This is a genomic window from Bifidobacterium sp. M0404, assembly GCF_016101415.1.
Lineage (GTDB): Bacteria > Actinomycetota > Actinomycetes > Actinomycetales > Bifidobacteriaceae > Bombiscardovia > Bombiscardovia polysaccharolytica.
This window is the reverse complement of record NZ_JACFQP010000001.1, coordinates 549,229-571,214: the sequence shown is the minus strand read 5'-3', so window position 1 is coordinate 571,214 and position 21,986 is coordinate 549,229. Positions and strand designations below refer to the sequence as shown.

At 61.1% G+C, this 21,986-nt stretch carries 17 protein-coding genes; 3 read left to right on the top strand and 14 right to left on the bottom strand.

All coding sequences use genetic code 11. The annotated features are described in order from the left end of the window. Nucleotides 1-303: 303 nt before the first annotated feature. The 3 genes from H3T93_RS02320 to H3T93_RS02310 form a co-directional block, all read right to left on the bottom strand. Nucleotides 304-957, bottom strand: a complete 654-nt coding sequence (locus H3T93_RS02320; RefSeq protein WP_144177103.1) for a helix-turn-helix transcriptional regulator — start codon at nt 955-957, stop codon at nt 304-306. 723 nt (nt 958-1,680) lie between these two features. After that, complete coding sequence (locus H3T93_RS02315; protein ID WP_233439322.1) at nt 1,681-4,872, bottom strand: InlB B-repeat-containing protein; 3,192 nt, start codon at nt 4,870-4,872, stop codon at nt 1,681-1,683. A gap of 533 nt (nt 4,873-5,405) precedes the next feature. Continuing rightward, nucleotides 5,406-6,281, bottom strand: coding sequence for an undecaprenyl-diphosphate phosphatase (locus H3T93_RS02310; protein WP_144177105.1), 876 nt, complete (start codon nt 6,279-6,281; stop codon nt 5,406-5,408). A gap of 145 nt (nt 6,282-6,426) precedes the next feature. Between H3T93_RS02310 and H3T93_RS02305 the strand changes: the two genes are divergently transcribed. Then, entirely contained in the window at nt 6,427-7,221 is a 795-nt protein-coding gene (locus tag H3T93_RS02305) for a fructosamine kinase family protein (protein WP_144177106.1), read from the top strand. A 1-nt stretch (nt 7,222) separates the two neighbouring features. On the opposite strand, the gene dnaJ is transcribed toward H3T93_RS02305, so the two are convergent. After that, nucleotides 7,223-8,359, bottom strand: coding sequence for a molecular chaperone DnaJ (gene dnaJ, locus H3T93_RS02300; protein ID WP_144177108.1), 1,137 nt, complete (start codon nt 8,357-8,359; stop codon nt 7,223-7,225). A gap of 84 nt (nt 8,360-8,443) precedes the next feature. Continuing rightward, complete coding sequence (gene hrcA / locus H3T93_RS02295; RefSeq protein ID WP_144177592.1) at nt 8,444-9,517, bottom strand: heat-inducible transcriptional repressor HrcA; 1,074 nt, start codon at nt 9,515-9,517, stop codon at nt 8,444-8,446. Nucleotides 9,518-9,701: 184 nt separating this feature from the next. On the opposite strand from hrcA, the gene tkt reads away from it, so the two are divergent. Together tkt and tal are read left to right on the top strand one after the other, a co-directional pair. Further along, entirely contained in the window at nt 9,702-11,804 is a 2,103-nt protein-coding gene (gene tkt, locus H3T93_RS02290) for a transketolase (protein ID WP_144177110.1), read from the top strand. Between the two features lie 157 nt (nt 11,805-11,961). Next, nucleotides 11,962-13,071, top strand: coding sequence for a transaldolase (gene tal / locus H3T93_RS02285; protein WP_144177112.1), 1,110 nt, complete (start codon nt 11,962-11,964; stop codon nt 13,069-13,071). Nucleotides 13,072-13,148: 77 nt separating this feature from the next. On the opposite strand, the gene hemH is transcribed toward tal, so the two are convergent. The 9 genes from hemH to H3T93_RS02240 all read right to left on the bottom strand — a co-directional run bounded on the left by hemH (nt 13,149) and on the right by H3T93_RS02240 (nt 21,954). Further along, nucleotides 13,149-14,072, bottom strand: coding sequence for a ferrochelatase (hemH, locus tag H3T93_RS02280; protein ID WP_144177113.1), 924 nt, complete (start codon nt 14,070-14,072; stop codon nt 13,149-13,151). Continuing rightward, on the bottom strand, nt 14,065-15,462 hold the full coding sequence (locus H3T93_RS02275) for an MFS transporter (protein WP_144177114.1): 1,398 nt from the start codon (nt 15,460-15,462) through the stop codon (nt 14,065-14,067). The genes hemH and H3T93_RS02275 overlap by 8 nt, the downstream gene beginning before the upstream one ends. 4 nt (nt 15,463-15,466) lie before the next feature. Continuing rightward, complete coding sequence (gene hemQ / locus H3T93_RS02270; protein ID WP_144177115.1) at nt 15,467-16,225, bottom strand: hydrogen peroxide-dependent heme synthase; 759 nt, start codon at nt 16,223-16,225, stop codon at nt 15,467-15,469. Between the two features lie 233 nt (nt 16,226-16,458). Beyond that, entirely contained in the window at nt 16,459-16,707 is a 249-nt protein-coding gene (secG, locus tag H3T93_RS02265; protein WP_046322919.1) for a preprotein translocase subunit SecG, read from the bottom strand. A 60-nt stretch (nt 16,708-16,767) separates the two neighbouring features. Then, nucleotides 16,768-17,550 carry a triose-phosphate isomerase gene (gene tpiA / locus H3T93_RS02260; protein ID WP_110412931.1) on the bottom strand — a complete coding sequence of 261 codons (783 nt, stop codon included), beginning with the start codon at nt 17,548-17,550 and terminating at the stop codon, nt 16,768-16,770. Nucleotides 17,551-17,640: 90 nt separating this feature from the next. After that, the gene (locus H3T93_RS02255; RefSeq protein WP_110425251.1) at nt 17,641-18,837 is read right to left on the bottom strand and encodes a phosphoglycerate kinase; all 1,197 of its coding nucleotides are present in this window, start codon (nt 18,835-18,837) and stop codon (nt 17,641-17,643) included. Between the two features lie 79 nt (nt 18,838-18,916). Continuing rightward, nucleotides 18,917-19,876, bottom strand: coding sequence for a DNA-binding protein WhiA (gene whiA, locus H3T93_RS02250; RefSeq protein WP_110425252.1), 960 nt, complete (start codon nt 19,874-19,876; stop codon nt 18,917-18,919). 120 nt (nt 19,877-19,996) lie between these two features. Further along, nucleotides 19,997-20,890, bottom strand: a complete 894-nt coding sequence (gene rapZ, locus H3T93_RS02245) for an RNase adapter RapZ (RefSeq protein WP_110425253.1) — start codon at nt 20,888-20,890, stop codon at nt 19,997-19,999. 2 nt (nt 20,891-20,892) lie between these two features. Then, nucleotides 20,893-21,954 carry a shikimate dehydrogenase family protein gene (locus H3T93_RS02240; RefSeq protein ID WP_144177116.1) on the bottom strand — a complete coding sequence of 354 codons (1,062 nt, stop codon included), beginning with the start codon at nt 21,952-21,954 and terminating at the stop codon, nt 20,893-20,895. Nucleotides 21,955-21,986: the final 32 nt, after the last annotated feature.

Sequence of the window (21,986 nt, the reverse complement as noted above, 5' to 3'; positions counted from 1 at the left end):
GCTCTTAGCAGCAGGTCGGGGGACCTGCCAGAAACGGGAGTACCTGATACATCCTTGAAGAGGTGATAGCATGAAGAAAGGCCTAGGCCAATGAGGGCACGTATCTAGCCTGGCTGAATCTGCAATGCACCCCAGCTCGAGGAAACTGAGGGCTCCCTGTTTTACCTATGTGATACTTGCGTGGTTTGTATGTATGGCCACGTTCCGGTTGTCGCCAATGGCGGCGGCCGTGCTGTAAAGCTCCTCCGGCGGCACAGAAATATACCCCCCTCTCCTGCCGCCGGAGGTCTTACTTTTTAGCCCTTATTTCAGGGCCTGCAGGTACCGGTAGAGGGTGGGAATTGATATCTTGAGCTCAGGGGCTACGATGCCCACCGCGCCTTTGATGAGGAAGATGCCCCGGTCCTTGATGTTGCGAATGATCTCCAGCCTGTCCTGCTTGGTCAGCTTGTCCATAGGAATGTTGAACTGGCGGACCTCATCTCTGGTGATTCTGCGAATGTTCTCCGCGGGCTCCTCGCTCACGTGGTGGCGGGAGGTCTCAGTGGAGATCTGTACATCGTCGGAGTCGATCGAGGACAGCGTCTGCAACACATGGGCAGCCTGCTGCAACTCGGTAATGTTGATACTGATGCAGAGCAGACCAATGACGGTCTGCTCCCGGTTGCGGACCAGGTAGGAGGAGACGCGGAACTCGTGCTTGTTCAGCCGGCGCCCTCTGTAGTCGGAGACGAAGTCGGCCCCGTCCTGGTCGGCCCGTATGGCCAGTTGGAGCGTCTGATCAGTAATCCTGTCACCCAGGGAGCGTCCGGAGAGCTGTCCGTTGCGGATGAAGACAATGGAATTTTCTGGGCGTGTGATGTCATGAACCACAATCTCGGCCATGGGACCGAAGGAATCGGCTATGAATTCTGCCAGGGGAAATACCTCTTCAAGGTTGTCTACTGTGAAATGCATGGCTGATCCTCAACATCCTAACAGGGCGGCTTGTAACCACCGGTTGGTGCTGCGGGAAGCGAAAGGTATTGGATGGCGTGATATGGTCCATCACCTCCATACCAGCCAATCGGCCTCCTCTAATCCCGTATATTAGACCTTCTTTTGTGCACTTCAGTCCTTTACATACGACCTATTGAGACCGCAGGAGTGCTGAAGTGCCGAATGAATTTTCATGGTAACGCAAGAAGGCGGCTGAATCTTGCTTTTCGCAAACCCGGCCAGTCGAAATGGACTCGATGTTGTAGCGGAGCTGCCTTACACGAATCCTGCAGGTCTGGATGAGAGCGGAAACCTGGTAATCATGGGAAACTGAGTAATTCAGAAGCTGAGGATAAGTACCTTAGCATGCCTAGGACCAAGGTACAGGAACAATGTGAGCCTGATCACGTAGCTTTAGGTGTCAGCTGGATCTAAAGGCGACTTGACCAAAGATATTGAACGGGTTTATACAACACATGCCTATATGAGTAAACAGCGGCCAGGCTGGCTGCGGGTTTCTGCCCGTGGCTGGCCCGGCCGTGTTCGGGACGTGCATGCCTGCCTTGAACTCCAGCAGGCGTAAGTGTGGTGGGGGCGCGGGAGGGAGTGTCGGCTCACTTGGGGTTGAGCCTTGACTGACACTGGCCTCCCTGCCCCTTTTGTGGGCCGGGGGCGGGGGGATTGATCCGCCTCAGGCCTGTCTTACTCGTGTGAAGTGTATGACAGCAGGCGTGTCTCCCTCCGGTGGCGGCGGGATGCCAGGACCCCGCCCATGCCGGTCATGCCGGTGGCCAGGGCGAGCAGGATGCCTTCCCCGCCCGCCTTTGGGAGCACGCCTGCAGCCAGGTATGTGTATTTGAGGGAGGTGTCCGGCTGCTGGGGTCCGCCCAGCACCGTGTAGTCCACGCTGACGGTGACCGTGCCCGGCATGTGTGCAGGCGTGGTCACGGTCACGCTGCCGCCATCGCCGGGCTTCAGTTCTGATGCGGGGGTCTGGTCGAATCTGACGCCGGTGATCACCAGCTGCAGTTTGATCTCCACCGGCACTGGAACACTCCAGTTGTTGGTGGCGCCGTCGATGATATCACCGGAAGCGTCGTCGTATTGCCAGGTGTAGGCTTTGTATCCCCAGGTGTAGGCTTTCCCGTCGCTGCCCACGGCCAGCGATCGATACATTCCGGCGCTGACCTGTGTGGCTTTCAGTCCTTTGCTCGCGTCAGTGGGGCTGGCGGGGTCGCGCACATGAATAGGAACGCTCGAAGAGCCGCCGCTGTTGTTGCCGAGCCTGCCATACTTGTCTTCTCCCCAGGCATAGGCGTATCCGTCGCTGCCCACGGCCAGTGAATGATGGCTTCCGGCGTAGACCTGTGTGGCTTTCAGCCCTTTGCTCGCGTCAGTGGGGCTGCTTGGATCGCGCACGCGCACGGGAACAGACGAACCTGCAAAGTCACCTTCGCTGTTATTGCCAAGCTCGCCATCAACATTGATTCCCCAGGCATAGACGTTCCCGTCGCTGCCTATGGCTAGCGTATGAGCGTCTCCGGCGCTGACCTGCACGTAGGTGAAGTTCGCAGGCACGTCCGGATACGTCTTGCGATCAGGCGTCCTCACCATGACCGGCTTAGTCTGAGTGTAGGTGTCCGTCCCGTCTCCGAGCTGACCAGTGCTGTTTAATCCCCAGGCGTAGGCGTTTCCGTCGTTGCCTATGGCTAGCGTATGAGCGCCTCCGGCGCTGACCTGCACGAAGGCAAAGTTCGTGGGTGTGCCTTCAGGCTTCAGCGCTCTGTGCGACTCAAGCCAAAGGCCGCCCTCCATCCCGTCGCCGAGCTCGCCATCCCAGTCCCATCCCCAGGCGTAGACGTTCCCGTCGCTGCCCACGGCCAGCGAATCATCCTCTCCGGCGCTGATCTGTACGTAGGTGAAATCCGCTGGTAGGTCCGGACAATTCACAGGCTTGGGCACCTTGCCCGGCGTATTCCGTTCGGTTCTCGTCGTGTCGCCGAGCTCGCCATACCGGTTGAATCCCCAGCCGTAGATGTTCCCGTCGCTGCCCAGGGCCAGCGAATGGGCACCTCCGGCGCTGACCTGCACGTAGGTGAAATCCGCAGACACGCCGGCAGGCTTCTGCACCATGACCGGCGTAGTCCGGTCGGTGTACGTCCCGTCGCCGAGCTGGCCATGGTCGTTTTTCCCCCAGGCGTAGGCGTTCCCGTCACTGCCCAAAGCCAAGGAAAAATTGGTCAGATAGGTATCTTTCCCTTCTTTTCCTTCGCTGACCTGGCTGAACCTGATGCCTCGCCTGGGAATGTCTGGCGGGGTGATGGTGGTCTGTTGGCCTCCTGTCTGGCTGCCTTTGTCAGGGTTGATTTTCCACGTGTTGTTGGGGTCTTTGAAGGTCCATTTGGCGGTGAGGGTAAGGTTCTGGGTGACGGGTCTGCTGAAGTCGTAGGCGACCTCCCCAATGAACCATCCGTCGAACAGGTAGCCTTGGCGAGCCGGGTCGGGGGAGGGACGCTTGGCCCTGCCGTACGGGGTGGAGACACTCTGGTCTGCGGGTTTGGGGTTTCCGCCTTCTGCATTGAAGGTGACCGTGTAAGTGGGGCTTTGCACTTCCTCCCTGGTCAGGGGCTGGTCGACCGTGTAGTTGAGACTCCTGGTGAAGGGCTGGCCGTCCTGCCTGCCGGCGATGGTGATGGCGGTTTGCCCTGGCTTGTGGGCGGGAATCTCCGCCTGCAAAGCGTCGTCGTTCTTGCTGAACGTCAATGCTTGGCCGTCCATGCTAGCTGATTCCAGTGTGAGCGCGGTGCTGGTGTCGAGCCTTGCTGGTTTGCCGGGCCGGCCCTGCTCGTCCAGGCTCCACCTGTATATGTCGCCCGTCCTGCTGATGGCGGTGATTCTGCTGCCGGCGGCTTCGGCGGCTTGCATGTACTGCTGATTCCCATCGGTCGTACATGTGGGCGCTTCGCCGGGCTTCCAGGCCCAGATGCGGCCTTTTGAATCTATGAGAGTTGCTTGCATAACGTTACTGCTTATGGCTGTAACGGCAGAAAGTTCAGATGAAACAAGCGGTTTTGGCTGGCTTTGTTCGTTATCCAGATAGCTAATCTGACCTGTTAAGTCAAGAAGTATAAAGCCATGATCCACGGATGATATCTGAACAATGCGGCTGGTGACCTTGACGGGTTGTATCTGATTGATATCAACGGCATCCGGCTTCCAAGTCCATACCTGGCCCTTGCTATCCAAGGCGAGCAGGCGATCACCATTGCCAACCGCCTTGACTGCTAAGGCCTGCTTGGGCAGGCTCATGGCCTTTCCTGTCAGCTTCCCCTTACTGGTCCATGCGCATATAAGGCCATCTTGATTCACTGCTAAGAGGTGGCCAGGAGTCATGGCGATGCTGGCGTAGGTCGTGGAGTCTGAGGCGAGCAAGGCTGGTGTATCCCCGCTCCCATTCCAGGTGTAGATGCGGTGGTCCCGGCTCAAGGCCGCGTAACCGTTCCTGCCAACGACTCCAGTTATGAATCGCACGTCGCCAGACGTACTTCGAGGTGATGGCACCTGAACGGGTATCTTATCGTTCGTTGTCCACGTGAACAGGCGGCCATCGCCGGTCACACCGATCAGCTTGTCGTCACGGGCTTCCAACGTGCTAAAGGAAAGGGAATCCGCATTCGGAGGTGTAACGGTGATGCTGGTGCCGCCGGAAGCCGGACCATGGTCGGGACTCAGAGTCCAATCAGTAACCGCTGTCCACTTGGCCTTTAAGGTGATGTCTCTGGTGACCGGGGTGCGGAAATCCATGATTCCGTCATGCTCCGCCCAGCCGTCAAAACGATAGCCGTCACGCTGCGGATTGCGAATAGGCGGTGACGCCAAGGAACCATCCGGCACAGTTACGCGTTCTGCTTTGCCTCCATTGGCGGAATCAAATACCACAGTGTGGGAATCGGCAGTAGCTGACTGGGTTTTGGCATCCTCGTGAGAATTGCTCGGAGCTGATTCAGACTGAGATTGAGCAGGCGACGGTGAAACAGATGAGGTCGTCAGCGGTGACGGAGAAGGCAGACTAGTCGGTTGTAAATTGCCAAGCGAACCGTTATCTACCGGATCGGTATAGCGACCCCCCCCCCCCGTTGACATCTGCGTCGGAGGCGAAAACGGTGCCGGCAGCCATGCCGGTCAGAAGCAGGGGTATCAGCACCAATGTCGATATGAGTGACCGAAGACCAAACCTATGACTGCGAGAATCAGCAGACCTAGACGACGAAACCACTTCAAACCTCCCCAAAATTCATGATGCCTCATTGACCACAAACCTTATACAGGCCTGGACTGATTCCACCCCTAAGAACCATGGGCAACATGTGACAAAATATTATCACTTATTCAGGAGAGCGCTGAATTCCTCGGCAGTTCTTGCAGGCTCAGTTGGCCGCCACGCCGCCTACGGCGGGCAGGGCGCCGACCATGAGCATGATGGCCACGAAGATGGCCAGGCCGATCCGGTAGATGACGAATCCCCGGTAGGAGAAGCGTGAGACGATCTTCAAAAAGGCGATGATGACGATGTATCCCAGCAGGAAGCTGACCACTGTGGCGCAGATGGTGGCCCCCCAACCGGGGAAGGCAGCGTCCGCATTGATGTTCTTCAAGGACTTGATCGTCTCTAGGATGCCGGCACCGAAGACGGCGGGGATGGCCATAAGGAAGCTGACCCGGGTGGCGGACTCGCGAGTGTAGCCTAGTGCGCGGCCGAAGGTCATGGTGCCGCCCGAGCGGGATACGCCGGGGATCAGGGCCAGCATCTGCCCGATGCCGAAGAGCAGGGCGTCTCGGGCATTCATCTGGCGGATCTCCTTGTTTTGGCGGCCGTGGCGGTCAAAGTAGTCCAGTAGCAGACCGAAGACGATCAGCACTACCACGGTGATCCAGAGGTTGCGCAGCTTGGTCTCGATTATCTTCTGGAAGAGCAGACCCGCCACCACGATGGGCAGGGTTCCCAGAATGATGTACCAGCCCAGGGCCGCATCATGGTCCTTGGATCCCATCCGCTCGCGCCAGGAGGAGCCGTCCTTGCCGGCCAGGCAACGGAACCAATGGGTCAGTATGCGGGCAATGTCATGCCGGAAGTAGAGCAGGACCGCCAGCTCGGTGCCGAATTGGATGATGGCTGTGAAGGCTGCGCCCGGGTCCTGGCCCAGCAGGCCGCCCACAATGCGGATATGGGCGCTGGATGACACAGGGAAATACTCCGTCAGGGCCTGCACCAGGCCGAACAGAATGGCTTCGAAGAAATTCATGGACCCCTCTTGCTATGTCGGACAATAATGGCAAGCATAGCCACCGCGCAGGGCAGGAAGAACCAAGGGCCGGGCATGTCTCGCAGAATGCCCACAATGGATCTTGTCGGAATCGACGACTCGACGAATAGGGGTGTGGATCATCATGGCCAAGACCTACAGAAAATCCAGGGGCGGGGCCCCGGCAGGATTCTTCGAGTGCGAGGGGCGCGGACTTAAATGGCTGGGCGAGGCGCAGGCGCAGGGCGGTCCCCGGGTGGTGGACGTCTATGACTGGGGCTCGGACTACCTGGACATCGAGGAGGTGACCTCTGCCTCCCCCACGCCCGGCGCGGCCTACCGCTTCGGCGCCCAGCTGGCACACATGCATGATGCCGGGGCCGACCACTTCGGTTCCGCGCCCGAGGGCTACAAGGGCACCTGCTACTTCGGGCCCCTGCAGGATCCGCTGCCTATGGACGTGGGTGCCTGGGACGACCCAGCCACATATTGGGCCAAGGGGCGGCTTGAACCCATGGTGAGCATGGCCATGGATCGGCGAGCACTGAACCGCGAGGACATGAAGATGACCGAAGAGGTGATCCAGGCCCTGCCGGAGTTGCTGGGTGCGGCTGCCAATGACAGGCCAGCCCGGGTCCACGGGGACCTGTGGAGCGGGAACGTCATGTGGACCAGGAACGACGGGAACACCCAAGCAGTTCTGATCGATCCTGCAGCTCACGGCGGTCATCGCGAGGAGGACCTGGCCATGCTGCAGCTGTTCGGCATCCCCTATCTAGGGCAGATTCTGGATGGCTACCAGAGCGTGCATCCGCTGGCGGACGGTTACCAGAATCGGACTACACTCTGGCAGCTCTACGCCATCGCCGGTCACTGTGCCTTCTTCGGCGGCGGCTATGTGAGCGAGTACAGGTCCATGTGCCGGTCGCTGCTGGGCTGACTCAGCTGAAGATGTCCTTGAGCTTGCCGAAGATCCCCTTGCGGCCCCCGACTCCGGCAGGCTTGGCGCTCTGCGGGACCTGCTTGGCTTCGGAGTCGTGGCTGTTGGCGAAGTCCTCAATCAGGCGGCGCTGATCGTCATCCAGCTTGGTGGGAATCTGGACCAGCACGTGGACGATGATGTCGCCGCGCTCCTCACGATTGCCCAGCCTGGTGACGCCCAGACCCTTGATGGTGATCTCCTGGTCGGGCTGGCAGCCGGCGGGAATGTCCACCTGTCGCTGACCGTCGAAGGTTTCCAGGTCCACCTGGTGGCCCAGCACGGCCCAGGTCATGGGCACGGCAATCCAGCAGTGCAGGTCTTGGCCGCTGCGAGTGTAGCGCTTGTCGGGCTTGATGGTGATGTCCACGTACAGGTCACCGGCGGCACCGCCGCCCTCGCCCACCTCGCCCTGGGAGGCCAGCCGTAGCCGGGAGCCGTCAGCCACGCCTGCGGGCACGTTGACGCCCACCTCGCGCCGGGTGCGCACACGGCCGTGGCCGTTGCAGACCGGGCAGGGGTGCTCGATGATGGTGCCGTGGCCCTCGCATCGCTCGCAGGGTGCCTGGCTCATCATCTGGCCCAGCAGGGTTCGCACCACCTTCTGGGCATAGCCCTTGCCGTTGCAGACCGGGCAGGTCACCGGGGAGGTCCCTTTTTGGGCACCCGAGCCGCCGCACTCCTGGCAGAGGCCATAGGTACTGATGGGGGTGCGTACAACGCCGCCAAAAATGGCGGTCTTCATGTCCACAGAGACCTGGGCCAGTGCGTCCCGGCCGGGCTGTGTGCGCGGAATGGGCCCCTGGGTGGTGCCCCCGAAGCCGCCGCCGAAGAACTGGTTGAAGACATCGCCCATGTCAAAGGGGCCGTTTCCCTGGGAGGCCTGGGGGTCGTTGGGATCCACGCCCGCGTCGTACATACGCCGCTTCTCAGGATCGGAGAGCACCTCGTAGGCGCTGTTGACCTCCTTGAACTTGTCCTCGTATTCAGGCCCGGCGATGTCCGGGTGGTACTTGCGGCTCATCTTGCGATAGGCACGCTTGATGTCCTGATCGCTTGCGCCGCGGTCGACTCCCAAAACCTCGTAGTAATCTGCCACCGATCATCCTTTTCGTTTGATGCCCTCTCGACCCATAGTTGCATGGGCCCACGATACCTATGACTTGTGCCGTTGCCTTGACGGTCACGGCTCCCCGTCGCCGGCCAGGAAACCGGTCAAGTAAGAGGCCACAGCACGAACCGCGCTCATGGTCGCTGGATAGTCCATATGGGTAGGCCCGATGGAGCCCACAAATGCGACCGGCTCGTCGGCTTCGGAGCCGTCGGTCTGCCTGGCCCTGGCGTGCCCGTATCCACTGGTCACCACAGAGGCATGGGCCAGTTCTGGAGTCCGGGTCTCGGTGCCGATGGCCACGCTGACCCCGTTACTCTCGCGGGAAAGCTCGCTCTGCGCCCGCATGAGCCGCATGAGCACCACCTGCTCCTCCAGGGCATCCAGCAATGAGCCCAGATCCCCCAGGGAGACGGCCTGACTGTGGGTCAGCTGGGAAGTGCCAGCCATGTAGAGGCCGCTAGTCTGCTCTCGTGTAGCCATCTCGTCGAAGACTGTGGCCACCATGCGCAGCATGGACTTGTCGCGGCCCTCGGTAAGGGAGTCGGCAAGCATGCGGCAGCGGTCAGCGGCACGGTCAAGAGGCAGATCTTGGCATTGCCGGTTGATTCGGTCGGACAGATCCGCCAGGGCGTTCGGGTCCTCCTGAAGGGGCCCATGCAGGGTACGCTGGACCACCCGGCCCGTGTCTGTAATGACCACCATAAGTACGGTCCCCCGGCTGAGCCCTATAAGTTCGGCCCTACGTAGGTTCGAGCTCGCCAGTGAGGGCGAGGCCACCACGGCGATCTGCCCGGTAATCTGGGCCAGAAGCTGGGCGGCGTGCTGTAGAGTGTCCTCCAGGTTGACCGACCCGGAGAGAAAAGCGTTGATCCCCCGGCGCTGGGCGGCGGACAGGGGCACGATGGTGGCCAGCCTGTCGACGAAGTAACGGTAGCCCTTCTGGGTGGGGATGCGGCCGGCCGAGGTGTGGGGCTGAACCAGGTAGCCCTCGCTCTCCAAGGCCGCCATGTCGTTGCGCACGGTGGCGGAGCTAACTCCAAGCTGATGATTTCTGGTGAGCGAACCCGACCCTACCGGCTCGCGAGAACGAATATAGTCCTCGACAACCGCGCGCAGCACCAGCATGCGTCTGGTATTAGGCAATGTCGCTCCTTCCGTCATGGTTTCATTATTAGCACTCGGGCCATGAGAGTGCCAAAACGTCGCGCGAAGAGCCGAATTGTGTCGTCTCAAACCGATACCATGGAAACGCATTGTGAAGGTAATCGAACATTTTCGACATAAGTCGAACATGGAGACCTCTAGATTGGAAGGAAAGCAGCACCATATGGCAGATTTCACATGGTCCGAGCTCGATGAGCGGGCTGTCAAGATGGCCAAGGTCCTCTCGGCCGACGCGGTCGAGAAGGCCGGAAGCGGTCATCCTGGCTCCCCTATTTCACTGGCACCCATCGCTTACGCGCTCTACCAGCACTTCATCCGTCACGACCCCAACGACCCTGACTGGGTTGGGCGTGATCGGTTCATTCTTTCCGGCGGCCACGCCTCGCTGACCCAGTACGTGCAGCTCTACTTCTCCGGGTATGGGCTGACCCTGGACGATCTGAAGCGTTTCCGCACCGCTGGCACCCGGACCCCCGGCCACCCCGAGTACGGCCTGACCCCCGGCATCGAGATGACCACCGGCCCGCTGGGCCAGGGTCTGGCTTCGGCTGTGGGCTTCGCCTATGGACAGCGTTATGAGCGCGGTCTGCTGGATCCGGACGCACCCGAGGGGCAGTCCCCCTTCGATCATAAGGTCTGGGTCATTTGCGGCGAGGGCGATGTCGAAGAGGGCGTCTCCTCCGAGGCCAGTTCCCTGGCCGGCGACCAGCGCCTGGGCAACCTGACCGTCATCTTCGATGCCAACCACATCCAGATCGAGGGAGACACCCGCATCTCCCTTGGCGAGGACATCCTCAAGCGCTACCAGGCCTACGGCTGGTACACCGACGAGTTCAGCTTCATTCAGCCTGACGGCTCCTACAAGGAGGACGTCGAGGGCCTGGCTGCCGTCCTGGAGAAGGCAGAGCAGGTCACCGACCGGCCCAAGTTCATCAAGGTGGATACCCTGATGGCCTGGCCCACCCCCGGCAAGACCAACGATCCTTCAGCCCACGGCTCAGCCCTGGGTGCCGAGGCCGTCGCCGGCCTGAAGAAGACCCTGGGCTATGACCCGGAGCAGAGCTTCCAGGTTGACGAGGAGGCCCTGGCGCACGCACGCGAGGTCGCCCAGCGCGGCCTGGCCGCCCACAAGGACTGGGACGAGAAGTACCAGGCCTGGCGCAAGGCCAACCCCGACAAGGCTGCCCTTTACGACCGCATCCATGCCGGCAAGCTGCCCGAGGGCTTCGACAAGGCCCTGGACGACCTGGAGGCTGGCTTCGAGCCCGGCTCCAAGGTGGCCACCCGCAAGGCTTCAGGTGCAGTCATCAACGCCCTGGCCCCCATCATGCCCGAGCTTTGGGGAGGATCCGCCGATCTGGGCGGCTCCAACAACACCAACATCAACGGTGCCGTCTCCTTCGCCCCCGAGGCTGACAAGACGGTCCAATGGCCCAAGGCCAGCAAGTACGGCCGCCAGCTGCACTTCGGCGTGCGCGAATTCGCCATGGGTGCCATTACCAATGGCATCCTGCTGGGTTCGGACACCAGGCCCTTCAACGGGACCTTCTTCCAGTTCAGCGACTATGAGCGCCCCTCGGTGCGTCTGGCCGCCCTGATGGACATCCCCAACCTGTATGTGTGGACCCACGACTCCGTGGCCTTGGGCGAGGATGGTCCCACCCACCAGCCCATCGAGCATCTGACCGCCATTCGCGCCATCCCCCAGATGGAGGTTGTGCGCCCGGCCGATCAGTACGAGACCGCTGAGGCTTACCGCGCCTTCTTTGAGAAGGACAACACCCACCCTACGGCCATGATCCTGACCAGGCAGGGCGTACCCACCCTGGAGGAGACCAAGGCCAAGGCCCGTGAGGGCGTGCGCAAGGGCGCCTACGTGCTGGTCGACACCGAGGGCCAGCCGGATGTGCTGATCATGGCCACCGGCTCCGAGGTGCAGCACGCTGTGGCCGCCTCCAAGACCCTGGCTGAGCAGGGCGTCAAGGCCCGCGTCGTCTCCGTGCCCTCGCTGGAGTGGTTCGAGGAGCAGGACGACGAGTATAAGGAAGCCGTTCTGCCCGCCTCCGTCAAGGCCCGCGTCTCCGTTGAGGCCGGACTGGCCACGCCCTGGTACAAGTACCTGGGCAGCTATGGCAAGCCCGTGTCCATCGAGCAGTTCGGTCTGCAGGGCAGCGGCGACGAGAACATGCGCGACCTGGGCATCACCGCCGATCATGTGGTCGAAGCAGCACAGGCCTCCCTGGAGGAAGTCCGTCGGGCCCGCTGAACCCGGCATCGTGATCAATCGGGGGGCCGTCCGTGACGCCGGCCCCCTCCCCTTGCAGGCACGCCCGAAACGCGGGTCTGCGGGAATACAGCAACAGACTTCCCGGTAGTGCATAGTGAATGTGATTCCATCGGGAACCCAAATAAGGAGTGACAAGATGGCAGAAAATGCAAACACCCAGCGCACCAGTGATTCAGGTGTCTCGATCTGGTTGGACGATCTGAGCCGCACCCGCATCGAGTCGGGCAATCTGCAGCAGCTGATCGCCGAGCGCAATGTGGTGGGCGTGACCACCAACCCCTCGATTTTCCAGAAGGCCCTGAGCCAGGTGGGTCCCTATGACGAACAGCTCAAGCAGCTGGGCCGCATCCCCGTCGAGGAGGCCGTCCGCGAGCTGACCACCACCGACGTACGCAACGCCACCGACATCTTCCGCGAGGTTGCCGAGAAGACCGACTACGTGGATGGACGCGTCTCCATCGAGGTCGATCCTCGTCTGGCCCACAACACCGAAGAGACCGAGAAGCAGGCCGAGGAACTTTGGGCCAAGGTCGATCGGCCCAACGCCATGATCAAGATCCCCGCCACCCTGGAGGGCCTGCCTGCCATCACCGCCACCCTGGCCAAGGGCATCTCGGTCAACGTGACCCTGATCTTCTCCCTGGAGCGTTACAAGCAGGTCATCGATGCCTTCATCGAGGGCATGGTCCAGGCCGACAAGAACGGCCATGACCTGAAGCACATGGGCTCGGTCGCCTCCTTCTTCGTCTCCCGCGTGGACACTGCGGTTGACAAGCTGCTGGAGGCCAATGGCTCTGACGAGGCCAAATCCCTGGAGGGCAAGGCTGCTGTGGCCAACGCCCGTCTGGCATACGAGCTCTTCGAGAAGGCCTTCGACAGCGATCCCCGCTGGGCCGACCTGGAAGCCAAGGGCGCCAAGCGTCAGCGCCCGCTATGGGCATCCACTGGCACCAAGAACGCCGCCTACTCCGACTGTAAGTACGTGGACGAGCTGGTGGCACCTGACGTGGTCAACACTATGCCTGAGAAGACCCTGAATGCTCTGGCCGATCACGGCAACGGCGCTCCCTCTGTCAAGGGCACCTACGAGGAGAGCCACCAGGTGATGCAGAAGCTGGCTGACCTGGGCATCAACATCAAGGATGTGACCGACAAGCTGGAGGCCGATGGCGTCGCCGCCTTCATCGACTCCTGGGATTCGGTCCTCTCCGACGTGCAGAAGGGCATCGACCGCGTCAACGGCTGAGCGCCTGACTGTCAGTCGCTGCTATTAAAGATTGTGCCCCGTCTGGTTTGAACCGGACGGGGCACAATTGGTATCAGTTACTCGGCCTTGGTCTCCTCGACCACCTGCTGCAGGGTGGCGATCAGGGCTGGGCTGTCGTTGGGCATGTTCAGCCTGGTCAGGGTCCCGCCGGCGGATTCTATGGCTTTGGCCAGCTCCATGTCCACGTCGTAGCAGATCTCTAGGTTGTCGGCGATGAAGCCGATGGAGGCGGAAACGATGGTCTTCATGCCGCTCTCGGTGATCAGATCCTTGGCAACCTTGACGAAGTCAGGGCCGATCCAGGGTTCCTGGGTACGGCCTGCCGACTGCCAGGCCAGCACGTACTGGTCCTCATTGAGGCCGGCGGCCTGAGCCACGGCATTGGACAGACCGATGACCTCATCCTTGTAGGGGTCCCCTCCCTGGATGATGCGCAGGGGCAGGGAATGGGCACTGAAGATCACCTTGGTATCCGGCCGGGCGATCAGATCCTTTTTGGCCACCAGCTGGTCGCTCCAGAAGTGGATCAGCTCCTGGTGGTTCCACCAGGACCGCACGGGCAGGTATTTCATGCCCGGATGGGCCTCGATGGCCTTGCGGGCGCGGTTGTGGTAGTCCTCGCTTGAATAGGAGGAGTACTGCGGGGCCAGAGGCAGGCCAATAACCTTGGTAATGCCATCGGCGGCAATCTGGTCAACCGCATCCTTGATGAAGGGGGCGATGTACTTCAGCCCTTCGTAAACCTTGTAGGCACCGGGATGGGCATTGTCCAACGCAACCTGGAGACCGTCGCGCTGTGCCCTGGTGATCCTGGCCAGAGGTGAGGGTAGACCGATGGCCTTGTAGCGGCCGACCAGCTGATCCATGAGCGGCTTGGGCGGCTCCTGCCCATGACGGATGTTGGTGTAGTACCCCAAGATATCGGACTCCTGATAGGGGGTGCCGTAAGCCATGAGGAGGACTGCTGTAGGTTCAGTCATTAGCAACTTCTTTCTGTGAAAATGGAATGCAATAAGTCAGGCCGATGTTGACCAAGGTTATGACGATGACAACCAGGAACATGTTCCTGTAGGATGCCAGTCCGGCCTGTCCGCCCACCTTGCCCAGTTCAATAGACGAGGCGAAGAGCAGTGGGGCGATGGTGGTACCGATCTTCTTGCAGGCCGACAGCCCGCCGATGGCCTGCATGCGGTTCTCGGGACCGGCCAGCCTTCCGGCGATGACTTGGAGCGGCGAGGACATCATGGAGCCCATGCCCACCCCCATCAGGAAGGACAGGACCATGAAGAGCTGCAGGTTGTGCAGGGTCAGGGTGATCATCAGGGCCATCAGGCCTATCAGCGATGAGGAGAAGACGAGCGTGGTCCGGTAGCCGAACTTGTCGACCAGGAGCCCGCCCAGCCAGGATCCGACCACAGAGCCGAGCCCGACACCGACCATGACCATGCCGGCCGAGCGGACCGGAAGCCCGAAGACAGAGTGGACATAGGTTGGAATGTAGACGAAGAGGGAGAAGAACATGCCTCCCAGCGTCCCCAGCAGCAGGGTGAGCCCGTAGGAGGGCAGCTTCAGCAGGTGGATGGGCAGGAAGGGCATGGTTTCTTTTGAACCGTCCAGATTCCGCTCATGCACCAGGAAGATCACGCCGGCCACCACTGCGACCAGGAGGCACCCAATGATCAGGGCCAAGTAGGCGGTTCCGTACTGGAGGAAGGTGATCGCTACCATCAGCAGGGCCAGAGCGATGCTGAAGGAGCCCAGGCCAAGGTAGTCGGTCTTCCAGACGCGGTCGGTTTGTGAATCACCCATCATGAACAAGGACAGGATGAACAAAACGGCCAGGAAGGGCAGCATCAGGAAGTAGTAGGCCCGCCATCCGTGGGTAATGCCCAGGAGCATGCCCGAAAGGACCGGGCTGACCATGGCGGATAGACCGGCTATGATGCCCACCGTGGAGACCTTCCTGCCCTGGTTGTTCCTGCGGGCGCGTTGCAGAAGAACGTTCATGGACAGGACCATGATGCCGCTGTCTCCCAGAGACTGGATGAACCGGCCCAGCAGCATGACCACATAGTTGGGCGAGACCGCCGTCATCAGACATCCAAGAAACCAGAAGGCCAGCTCCCAGAGGAAGACCTTCCTGGTCCCGTGGGCGTCGGAGAGGTTGGAGGTGATGGGAGTGCCCACCACCAGACCCAGGGTGTACAGGCCCACCACCCAGGAGGAGCCCATGGTGGTCAGGCCGAAGGTCCGTGTGATGGACGGCAGCATGGTCGGCACCGCTCCCCCATCCAGCTGGGTGATGAAGACGATGACCATGAAGAACCATACGGGCGTGGAAAGGATCGATCTTCTCTCTCTTGTCGACATGGTGTTACTGTCCCAACTGGTCCGTGAGCAGCTTGTCAATGCGCTCAGGATCAGCCTGGGTGCCTACCAGAAAGTAGGGAAATTCGCCGTAGATGGAGCTGGCTTCGATGTAGCGCATTTCGGTGACGATCTTCTTGAATTGAACAGGATCGTCGGCGAAGAGGGTGACGCCCCACTCGTAGTCGTCCAGGCCGATGGAGCCTGTCAGGATGATGGAGACCTTACCGGCGTAGGAACGGCCGATTTTGCCATGGTCGTGCATGTAGGCCTTGCGCTGGTCGTAGGGCAGCGTGTACCAGTTGGCACCTGGAACTCGGGTCTTCGACATGGGATAGAAGCAGATATAGGGCTTGTCGGGCGTCTTGGGATGCAGGCTGGCGTTGACGTAGGACCAGCCGCGGTCCGTGGTCGGCTTGCCCGAGTAGAGGCCTACCTCGGTGACTGACACATAGGAGATGGTCGGCTCCAAATAATCGGAGATGCGCAGCTTCTCTAGAGAGGTCTCGACCTCCTGGAGCTGGTCCAGTGTCTCCCTGAGGACCATCAGGCCCAGGTCGGCCTTTTGCCCATTGACCCGGCACCAGTAGTGGCTTCCCTGGCCCTGGGACTGGACTGTGTCCAGCTGTGTGGCAAGGGCCTTGAACTCATCCAGGCATTCCTGGCGTTCGTCTTGCGGCACTCGGCGCCACTTAGCCCAATCGATTTTCCAGAAGAGGTGGAGACAGAACCAGCCTTCCAGGCTCGGTGCAGCTTGCTCAGCCATGAGCACATCCTTTCGCTTGCTTAGCTTGCACGACATTGTGTGATGTGCCGTTCATCCGGCACACCCTTACTCACTCTATAGGCCAAGAGGCTGAATCGTTGGATTATCGGTGCATTGTGAATGACATATTGTGGTAATAGTCAAGGACTATGAGCCTTGCGCCACCGTCGCCCAGATATCGAAAAACCCCGGTTGATGCCGGGGTCAGGTATTTCAGGTATTGGTTGCTGGAATCAGGCCAGCTTGTACTTGGAAATGAGGTCCAGAGCTATGATGATGGCCACCCAGATCAGAGCCACAATAATGGTTAGACGGTTCAGGTTCTTCTCGGCTGCACCCGAGGTGCCAGCGTTGGAGCCGATTCCGCCGCCGAACATATCGGACAGGCCGCCGCCCTTGCCCTTGTGCAATAGAATCAGCATGGTTAGCAGCACGCTGGCAAGAATCACAACGACTTCGAGCACAATCTTGACAATGGTCACGGCATATACCTCCATGTAAGGAACTGGGAACAAGTATACAGATACCCGGCGAAAAACGCATCAGCCCTTGGCGGCCAGTCTCACGATTCGTGCGAACTCCTCCACATCCAGGGAGGCGCCGCCCACCAGAAAGCCGTCCACGTCCGGCTGGCTGATCATCTGGGAGGCGTTCTTGGAGGTGACCGAGCCGCCGTAGAGGATGCGCACGGACTGGCCGGCTGGGTCTCCAAATTTGCTTGAGATGTGGTCGCGGATGGCACGAGCGGCCTGCTGGGCGGTGTCCGGAGTGGCCACCATGCCGGTGCCGATGGCCCAGACTGGTTCATAGGCCACAATCAGGTTGGCCATGTCCTCCTTGGCCAAGTCGCGGGTGACGTCGTTGACTTGGCCCACGGCGAAGTCCAGCTGGATGCCCTGGCGGCGCTCCTCGTAGCTCTCCCCCACACATAGGATGGGTTTCATGTCCGCAGCCAGTACGGCACGGACCTGGTCGACAATGTTGGCATCGTCCTCTGGATGGTACTTGCGCCGCTCGGAGTGGCCCACAATGACGTAGCTGCAACCCAGCTGGGCCAGCATGTCCGCGGACACATCCCCGGTGAAGGCGCCTTGGGTGGTAACGGAAACAGCCTGGGCCCCATATTCAATTGGCAGGTTGTCGGCCTCCACAAGCACCTGGACGGAACGCAGGGCAGTGAAAGCGGGCATAAGAGCCACCTGGCAGCGCCTGCGGTCGAAGTGGGCGTCGCGCAGGAGCCAGGCCAGCTTCTGCACGAAATAGGTGGCTTCCAGGTGGTCGAAGTTCATCTTCCAATTGCCGGCCACCAGGGGAATGCGTGCCATACCAGACCTTTCCATCCGCGCAACAACAGCAATGCCGGGCTGCCGGATGCGAAACCCGGTGACCCGGCATTGCCCGTCTGTTTGCCGATTTTACTCCAGCACCTTCAGACCCGGAAGCTCCTTGCCCTCAAGGAATTCCAGAGAAGCGCCGCCGCCGGTGGAAATGTGCGAGAAGCCATCCTCAGGGAAGCCCAGGTTGCGCACGGCCGAGGCAGAGTCGCCGCCGCCGACGATGGTGAAAGCTCCGGCCTTGGTGGCATCGACCAGGCCCTGAGCTACAGCACGGGTGCCATCGGCGAATGCCGGGAACTCGAAGACGCCCATGGGCCCGTTCCAGACCACGGTCTTGGAGTCCACAATCTTGTCGTGGAAGAGCTTCTGGGAGTCAGGACCGATGTCCAGACCCATCTTGTCTGCGGGGATGCCGTCGGCAGGAACTACCTGGTGAGGCGAATCCGCCTTGAACTCGTCAGCCACCACGATGTCGGTGGGCAGGACCAGCTCCACGCCCTTCTCACGGGCAGTGGCGATGTAGCCCTTGACAGTATCGACCTGATCCTCCTCCAGCAGGGAGGAGCCGACCTCATAGCCCTCGGCCTTCAGGAAGGTGAAGACCATGCCGCCGCCGATGACCAGACGGTCGGCCTTGCTGAGCAGGTTCTCGATGACGCCCAGCTTGTCGGAGACCTTGGAGCCGCCCAGGACCACAGTGAAGGGCCGCTCGGGGTTCTCGGTCGCCTTGGACAGGGCCTTGACCTCCTTCTCGACCAACAGGCCTGCGGCAGAGGGCAGGAACTTGGCCACAGAGTAGTTGGAGCCCTGGGCGCGGTGGACCACGCCGAAACCGTCGGAGACGAAGACATCGCCCAGGTCGGCGATTTTGCGGGCGTAGGCATCACGCTCAGCCTCGTCCTTGCTGGTCTCCTCGGGGTTGTAGCGCACGTTCTGCAGCAGGACCACATCGCCGTCGTTCATGGCAGCCACCTTGGCATGGGCATCGGGACCGTAGGTGTCCTCCGCCAGAGGAACCTGCACGCCCAGCAGCTCGCCCAGGCGGTCGGCCACAGGTGCCAGACTCAGCTCGGGAACGACCTTGCCCTTGGGGCGACCCAGGTGGGCCATGAGGATAACCTTGGCGCCCTGGCCACGAAGCTGCTCGATGGTTGGCAAGGCTGCGCGTATGCGGCCGTCGTCTGTAATAGTGGTGCCGTCCAGCGGCACGTTGAAGTCCGCGCGGACGAGCACGCGCTTGCCCTTGAGATCACCGAGGCTCTTCAGTGTTTTCATGCGTATCCTTTCTGACTGCGGGTCCATGCGCCCGCTCCCCTGCCATGGTACTCAGGCAGACCGACCTGTGTGAGCTATCTCACTCTTGTTTGGTCTGTTCCTCGGTCCTCTTCTTTTCGACCTTGGTGGCCAGCTGCAGCAGACGGCGGATGCGTCCGGCGATGGCGTCTTTGGTGACCGGTGGATCGGCCAGGCGGCCCAGCTCTTCAAGGGAGGCCTCACGATGGTCCAGACGAAGCTGGCCGGCCGCACGCAGATTCTCGGGGATGTCGTCGCCCAGAATTTCGAAGGCCTTGGTGACCTTGGCACTGGCCTCCACGGCTGCCTTGGCAGAGCGGCGCATGTTGGCATCGTCGAAGTTCGCCAGGCGATTGGCCTTACCGCGGGATTCACCGTCGCTGCGCTTGCCGGTCCACTCCCTGGAGGACTTGGGGGCGCCCATCAGGTTGAGCATGCGCTCGATCACATCCGGATCACGCAGGGTGACGCGCTCGGAGCTGCGCACCTGGCGGGCCTTGGCGTTGATGCCCAGACGGCGGGCGGCGCCTACCAGGGCCAAGGCGGCCTCGGATCCGGGGCAGACAATCTCTAGATAGGAGGCCTTGCCCGGGTCGGACAGCTCGCCATGGGCCAGGAAGGCCCCTCGCCAGGCGGCCTTGACCTGGGCGATATTGCCCGAGACGATGTCGGCGGGAAGACCACGAACCGGGTGCTTGCGACGGTCCAGCAGTCCGGTCTGCAGGGCCAGGGCACCGCCTGCCCGCAGCACGCGGACCGAGTAGCGGGTCAGGTTGCCGGTGGGGGCCTGCCGCTTGACCTGGATCAGATCTGAATCATGGCCGTAGACGTCCCTGATGGTGTTCTGCAACCACTGCGCTGCTGGCAGGGAGTCGAATTGCGCTTCCACCACAATGTGACGCTGAATGATGTGCAGACCGCCACCGAAGCGAATCATGGCCGCCGATTGTGCTTTCTTGGCAGAGGGGGGTTCGTTGTCAATCGCGGCCAGCTCGCTTTTGACATCATCAAGTAGGGCCAAGAGCCGTCCTCCTACGAAAAAATACTGAAAAATGAATACTTCTTGGCCACACGACACACCTGCCGTGCCGACCACCGGATTACTGTGATATCGAATATCTTGGACAAATTGCGCCTTTGGCTATCCGCGTGGACGGTGCGGCAGCTCGCGGGCCGAGACCGTCACCTCCATTCCCCGGGACCGCAATCGGGCGGCCAAAGCGTCGGCCATGGCAACTGAGCGGTGCTGTCCGCCAGTGCAGCCAAAGGCGATGGTCACATAGTGTTTGTCTTCACGCGCATAGCCGCTGAGCGCAGTCAAGATGGCGGTGGTGTAGGCATCCAGAAACTCCTTGGCGCCCTTGCTGGCCATCACATAGTCACGGACCGGACCGTCATGGCCGTTCAGGTCCCGCAGCTCGGGGACCCAGTAGGGGTTGGGCAGGAAGCGCACGTCCGCTATGAAGTCGGCATCGATGGGCAGGCCGTACTTGAATCCGAAGCTCATGATGTGCACGCCCACTGTGGTCGGGCCAGAGCCCAGGACCATTTCATACAGGCGGGTGGAGAGCTGATGGATGCTCAGGTTGGAGGTGTCGATGACCATGTCGGCACGCTCCTTGAGACCGCCAAGCAGTCGGCGCTCCTCGTGGATGCCATCGATCAGGCGGCCCGAACCCTGCAGGGGGTGGGGACGGCGGACGGACTCATAGCGCTTGACCAGAACCTGGTCGGAGGCATCCAAAAAGAGAATGCGGCAACGCACGCCCAGGTCGTCCAGATGGCTGAGCACAGCCGACAGATCGTCGAAATAGGAACGGGAACGGACGTCAATAACGGCAGCTAGGCGGTGCAGGGAGCTTCCGGCGGATGTCATCATGTCGACCAGGGGTACAAGCAGACGCGGGGGCATGTTGTCGACTACATACCAGCCCATGTCCTCCATGGAGTCGGCGGCGCGGGTGCGGCCTGCGCCGGACATGCCCGTGATCAGCAGTACCTCGAAGCCTGCGAAGGGCGGTTTTTGCGTCGTCATCGTCATGCCTCCCTCAAGGCTCGGTCCATAGCAGCTGCCGGAACTGCGGCCAGGGGTCGGTCGGTCATCAGTGCCACCTGACGCACGGCTTGATAGAGCAGCATGCGTTCACCGCTGATGGCCCGAGCGCCCGCCTGCCGGCAGAAGGCCTTCATGAGCGGGGTGGGCCGGGGTTCATAGACTACATCGAGCAGGACCGAGCCCAGGCGTCCGCCTTCGTCGGCACCGATGGCATCGTCTGGCTTGGCATCAGTACGACTCTTGAACCCAGGAGTATCGGCCTTGGCGGTCTCTGTCTCGGAAGTTTTGGCGTCAGGAGTCTCAATTGTACTGAGTAGATCAGACAGGGGGTCGGCTGCACCAGAAGGCAGGGTGGAGACGACAATGTCAGCCCCGGTCAGAGCCTTTTCGGCTGCCTCAGATTGGTCCATGGCGGTGACGGTCGGCTCGGGCAGGTCCAATCGAGAAGCGAGGTCCAGCATGTGGTCGCAGTGCTCCGGGTTGCGAGCCAGCAGGTCTATACGCTTGACCCCCAGCACCTTCAAGGCGCAGAAGGCGGACTCGGCTGTGTTCCCGTTGCCGATGACCAAAGCCCGCGCTCCTCCGTACGGTTGGTCGGGCAGCTGGTCTTGTTGCCCTTGACATGCTGCCTCCAGCAGGGCAGCCAAATCGTCAGGGTCTTCATCGGCACGGCAGCGGTCGGCAGCCTCCAGCAGGGCGGCTACGATACCCTCCACGTCGGTGTTGTAGAGAGACGGCCTTTTCCCGGGACCGCCTTGCTCAAAGACTATTGTGTTGGCCACCCTCAGGGTCTCAGACCAGAAATCACTAAAGTCTCCCAAGGCGCCGACAGCACTCTTTAAGGGCATGGTCAGACTGAGACCGGCCCAGGACGGGTCAAGACCGTGGATAAAGTCCGCCAAGCCGTCAGCATCCACGAGCACACGGTCGTAGCGCCAGCCGTCCAGGCCGAGTGCGGCATAGGCTGATCTATGCAAAAGAGGCGAAAGGGAATGGCTGATTGGGTCGCCCAGAACGGCACAACGACGATCAGGTCCATTCATATCTGCAATCACGCACCAATCAAATCATGGCA

Coding starts and splice junctions, on each gene's coding strand:
- H3T93_RS02320 (WP_144177103.1), bottom strand. CDS start 957: ATGCATTTCACAGTAGACAACCTTGAAGAGGTATTTCCCCTGGCAGAA.
- H3T93_RS02310 (WP_144177105.1), bottom strand. CDS start 6,281: ATGAATTTCTTCGAAGCCATTCTGTTCGGCCTGGTGCAGGCCCTGACG.
- H3T93_RS02305 (WP_144177106.1), top strand. CDS start 6,427: ATGGCCAAGACCTACAGAAAATCCAGGGGCGGGGCCCCGGCAGGATTC.
- tkt (WP_144177110.1), top strand. CDS start 9,702: ATGGCAGATTTCACATGGTCCGAGCTCGATGAGCGGGCTGTCAAGATG.
- tal (WP_144177112.1), top strand. CDS start 11,962: ATGGCAGAAAATGCAAACACCCAGCGCACCAGTGATTCAGGTGTCTCG.
- hemH (WP_144177113.1), bottom strand. CDS start 14,072: ATGACTGAACCTACAGCAGTCCTCCTCATGGCTTACGGCACCCCCTAT.
- H3T93_RS02275 (WP_144177114.1), bottom strand. CDS start 15,462: ATGTCGACAAGAGAGAGAAGATCGATCCTTTCCACGCCCGTATGGTTC.
- hemQ (WP_144177115.1), bottom strand. CDS start 16,225: ATGGCTGAGCAAGCTGCACCGAGCCTGGAAGGCTGGTTCTGTCTCCAC.
- tpiA (WP_110412931.1), bottom strand. CDS start 17,550: ATGGCACGCATTCCCCTGGTGGCCGGCAATTGGAAGATGAACTTCGAC.
- H3T93_RS02255 (WP_110425251.1), bottom strand. CDS start 18,837: ATGAAAACACTGAAGAGCCTCGGTGATCTCAAGGGCAAGCGCGTGCTC.
- rapZ (WP_110425253.1), bottom strand. CDS start 20,890: ATGACGACGCAAAAACCGCCCTTCGCAGGCTTCGAGGTACTGCTGATC.
- H3T93_RS02240 (WP_144177116.1), bottom strand. CDS start 21,954: ATGAATGGACCTGATCGTCGTTGTGCCGTTCTGGGCGACCCAATCAGC.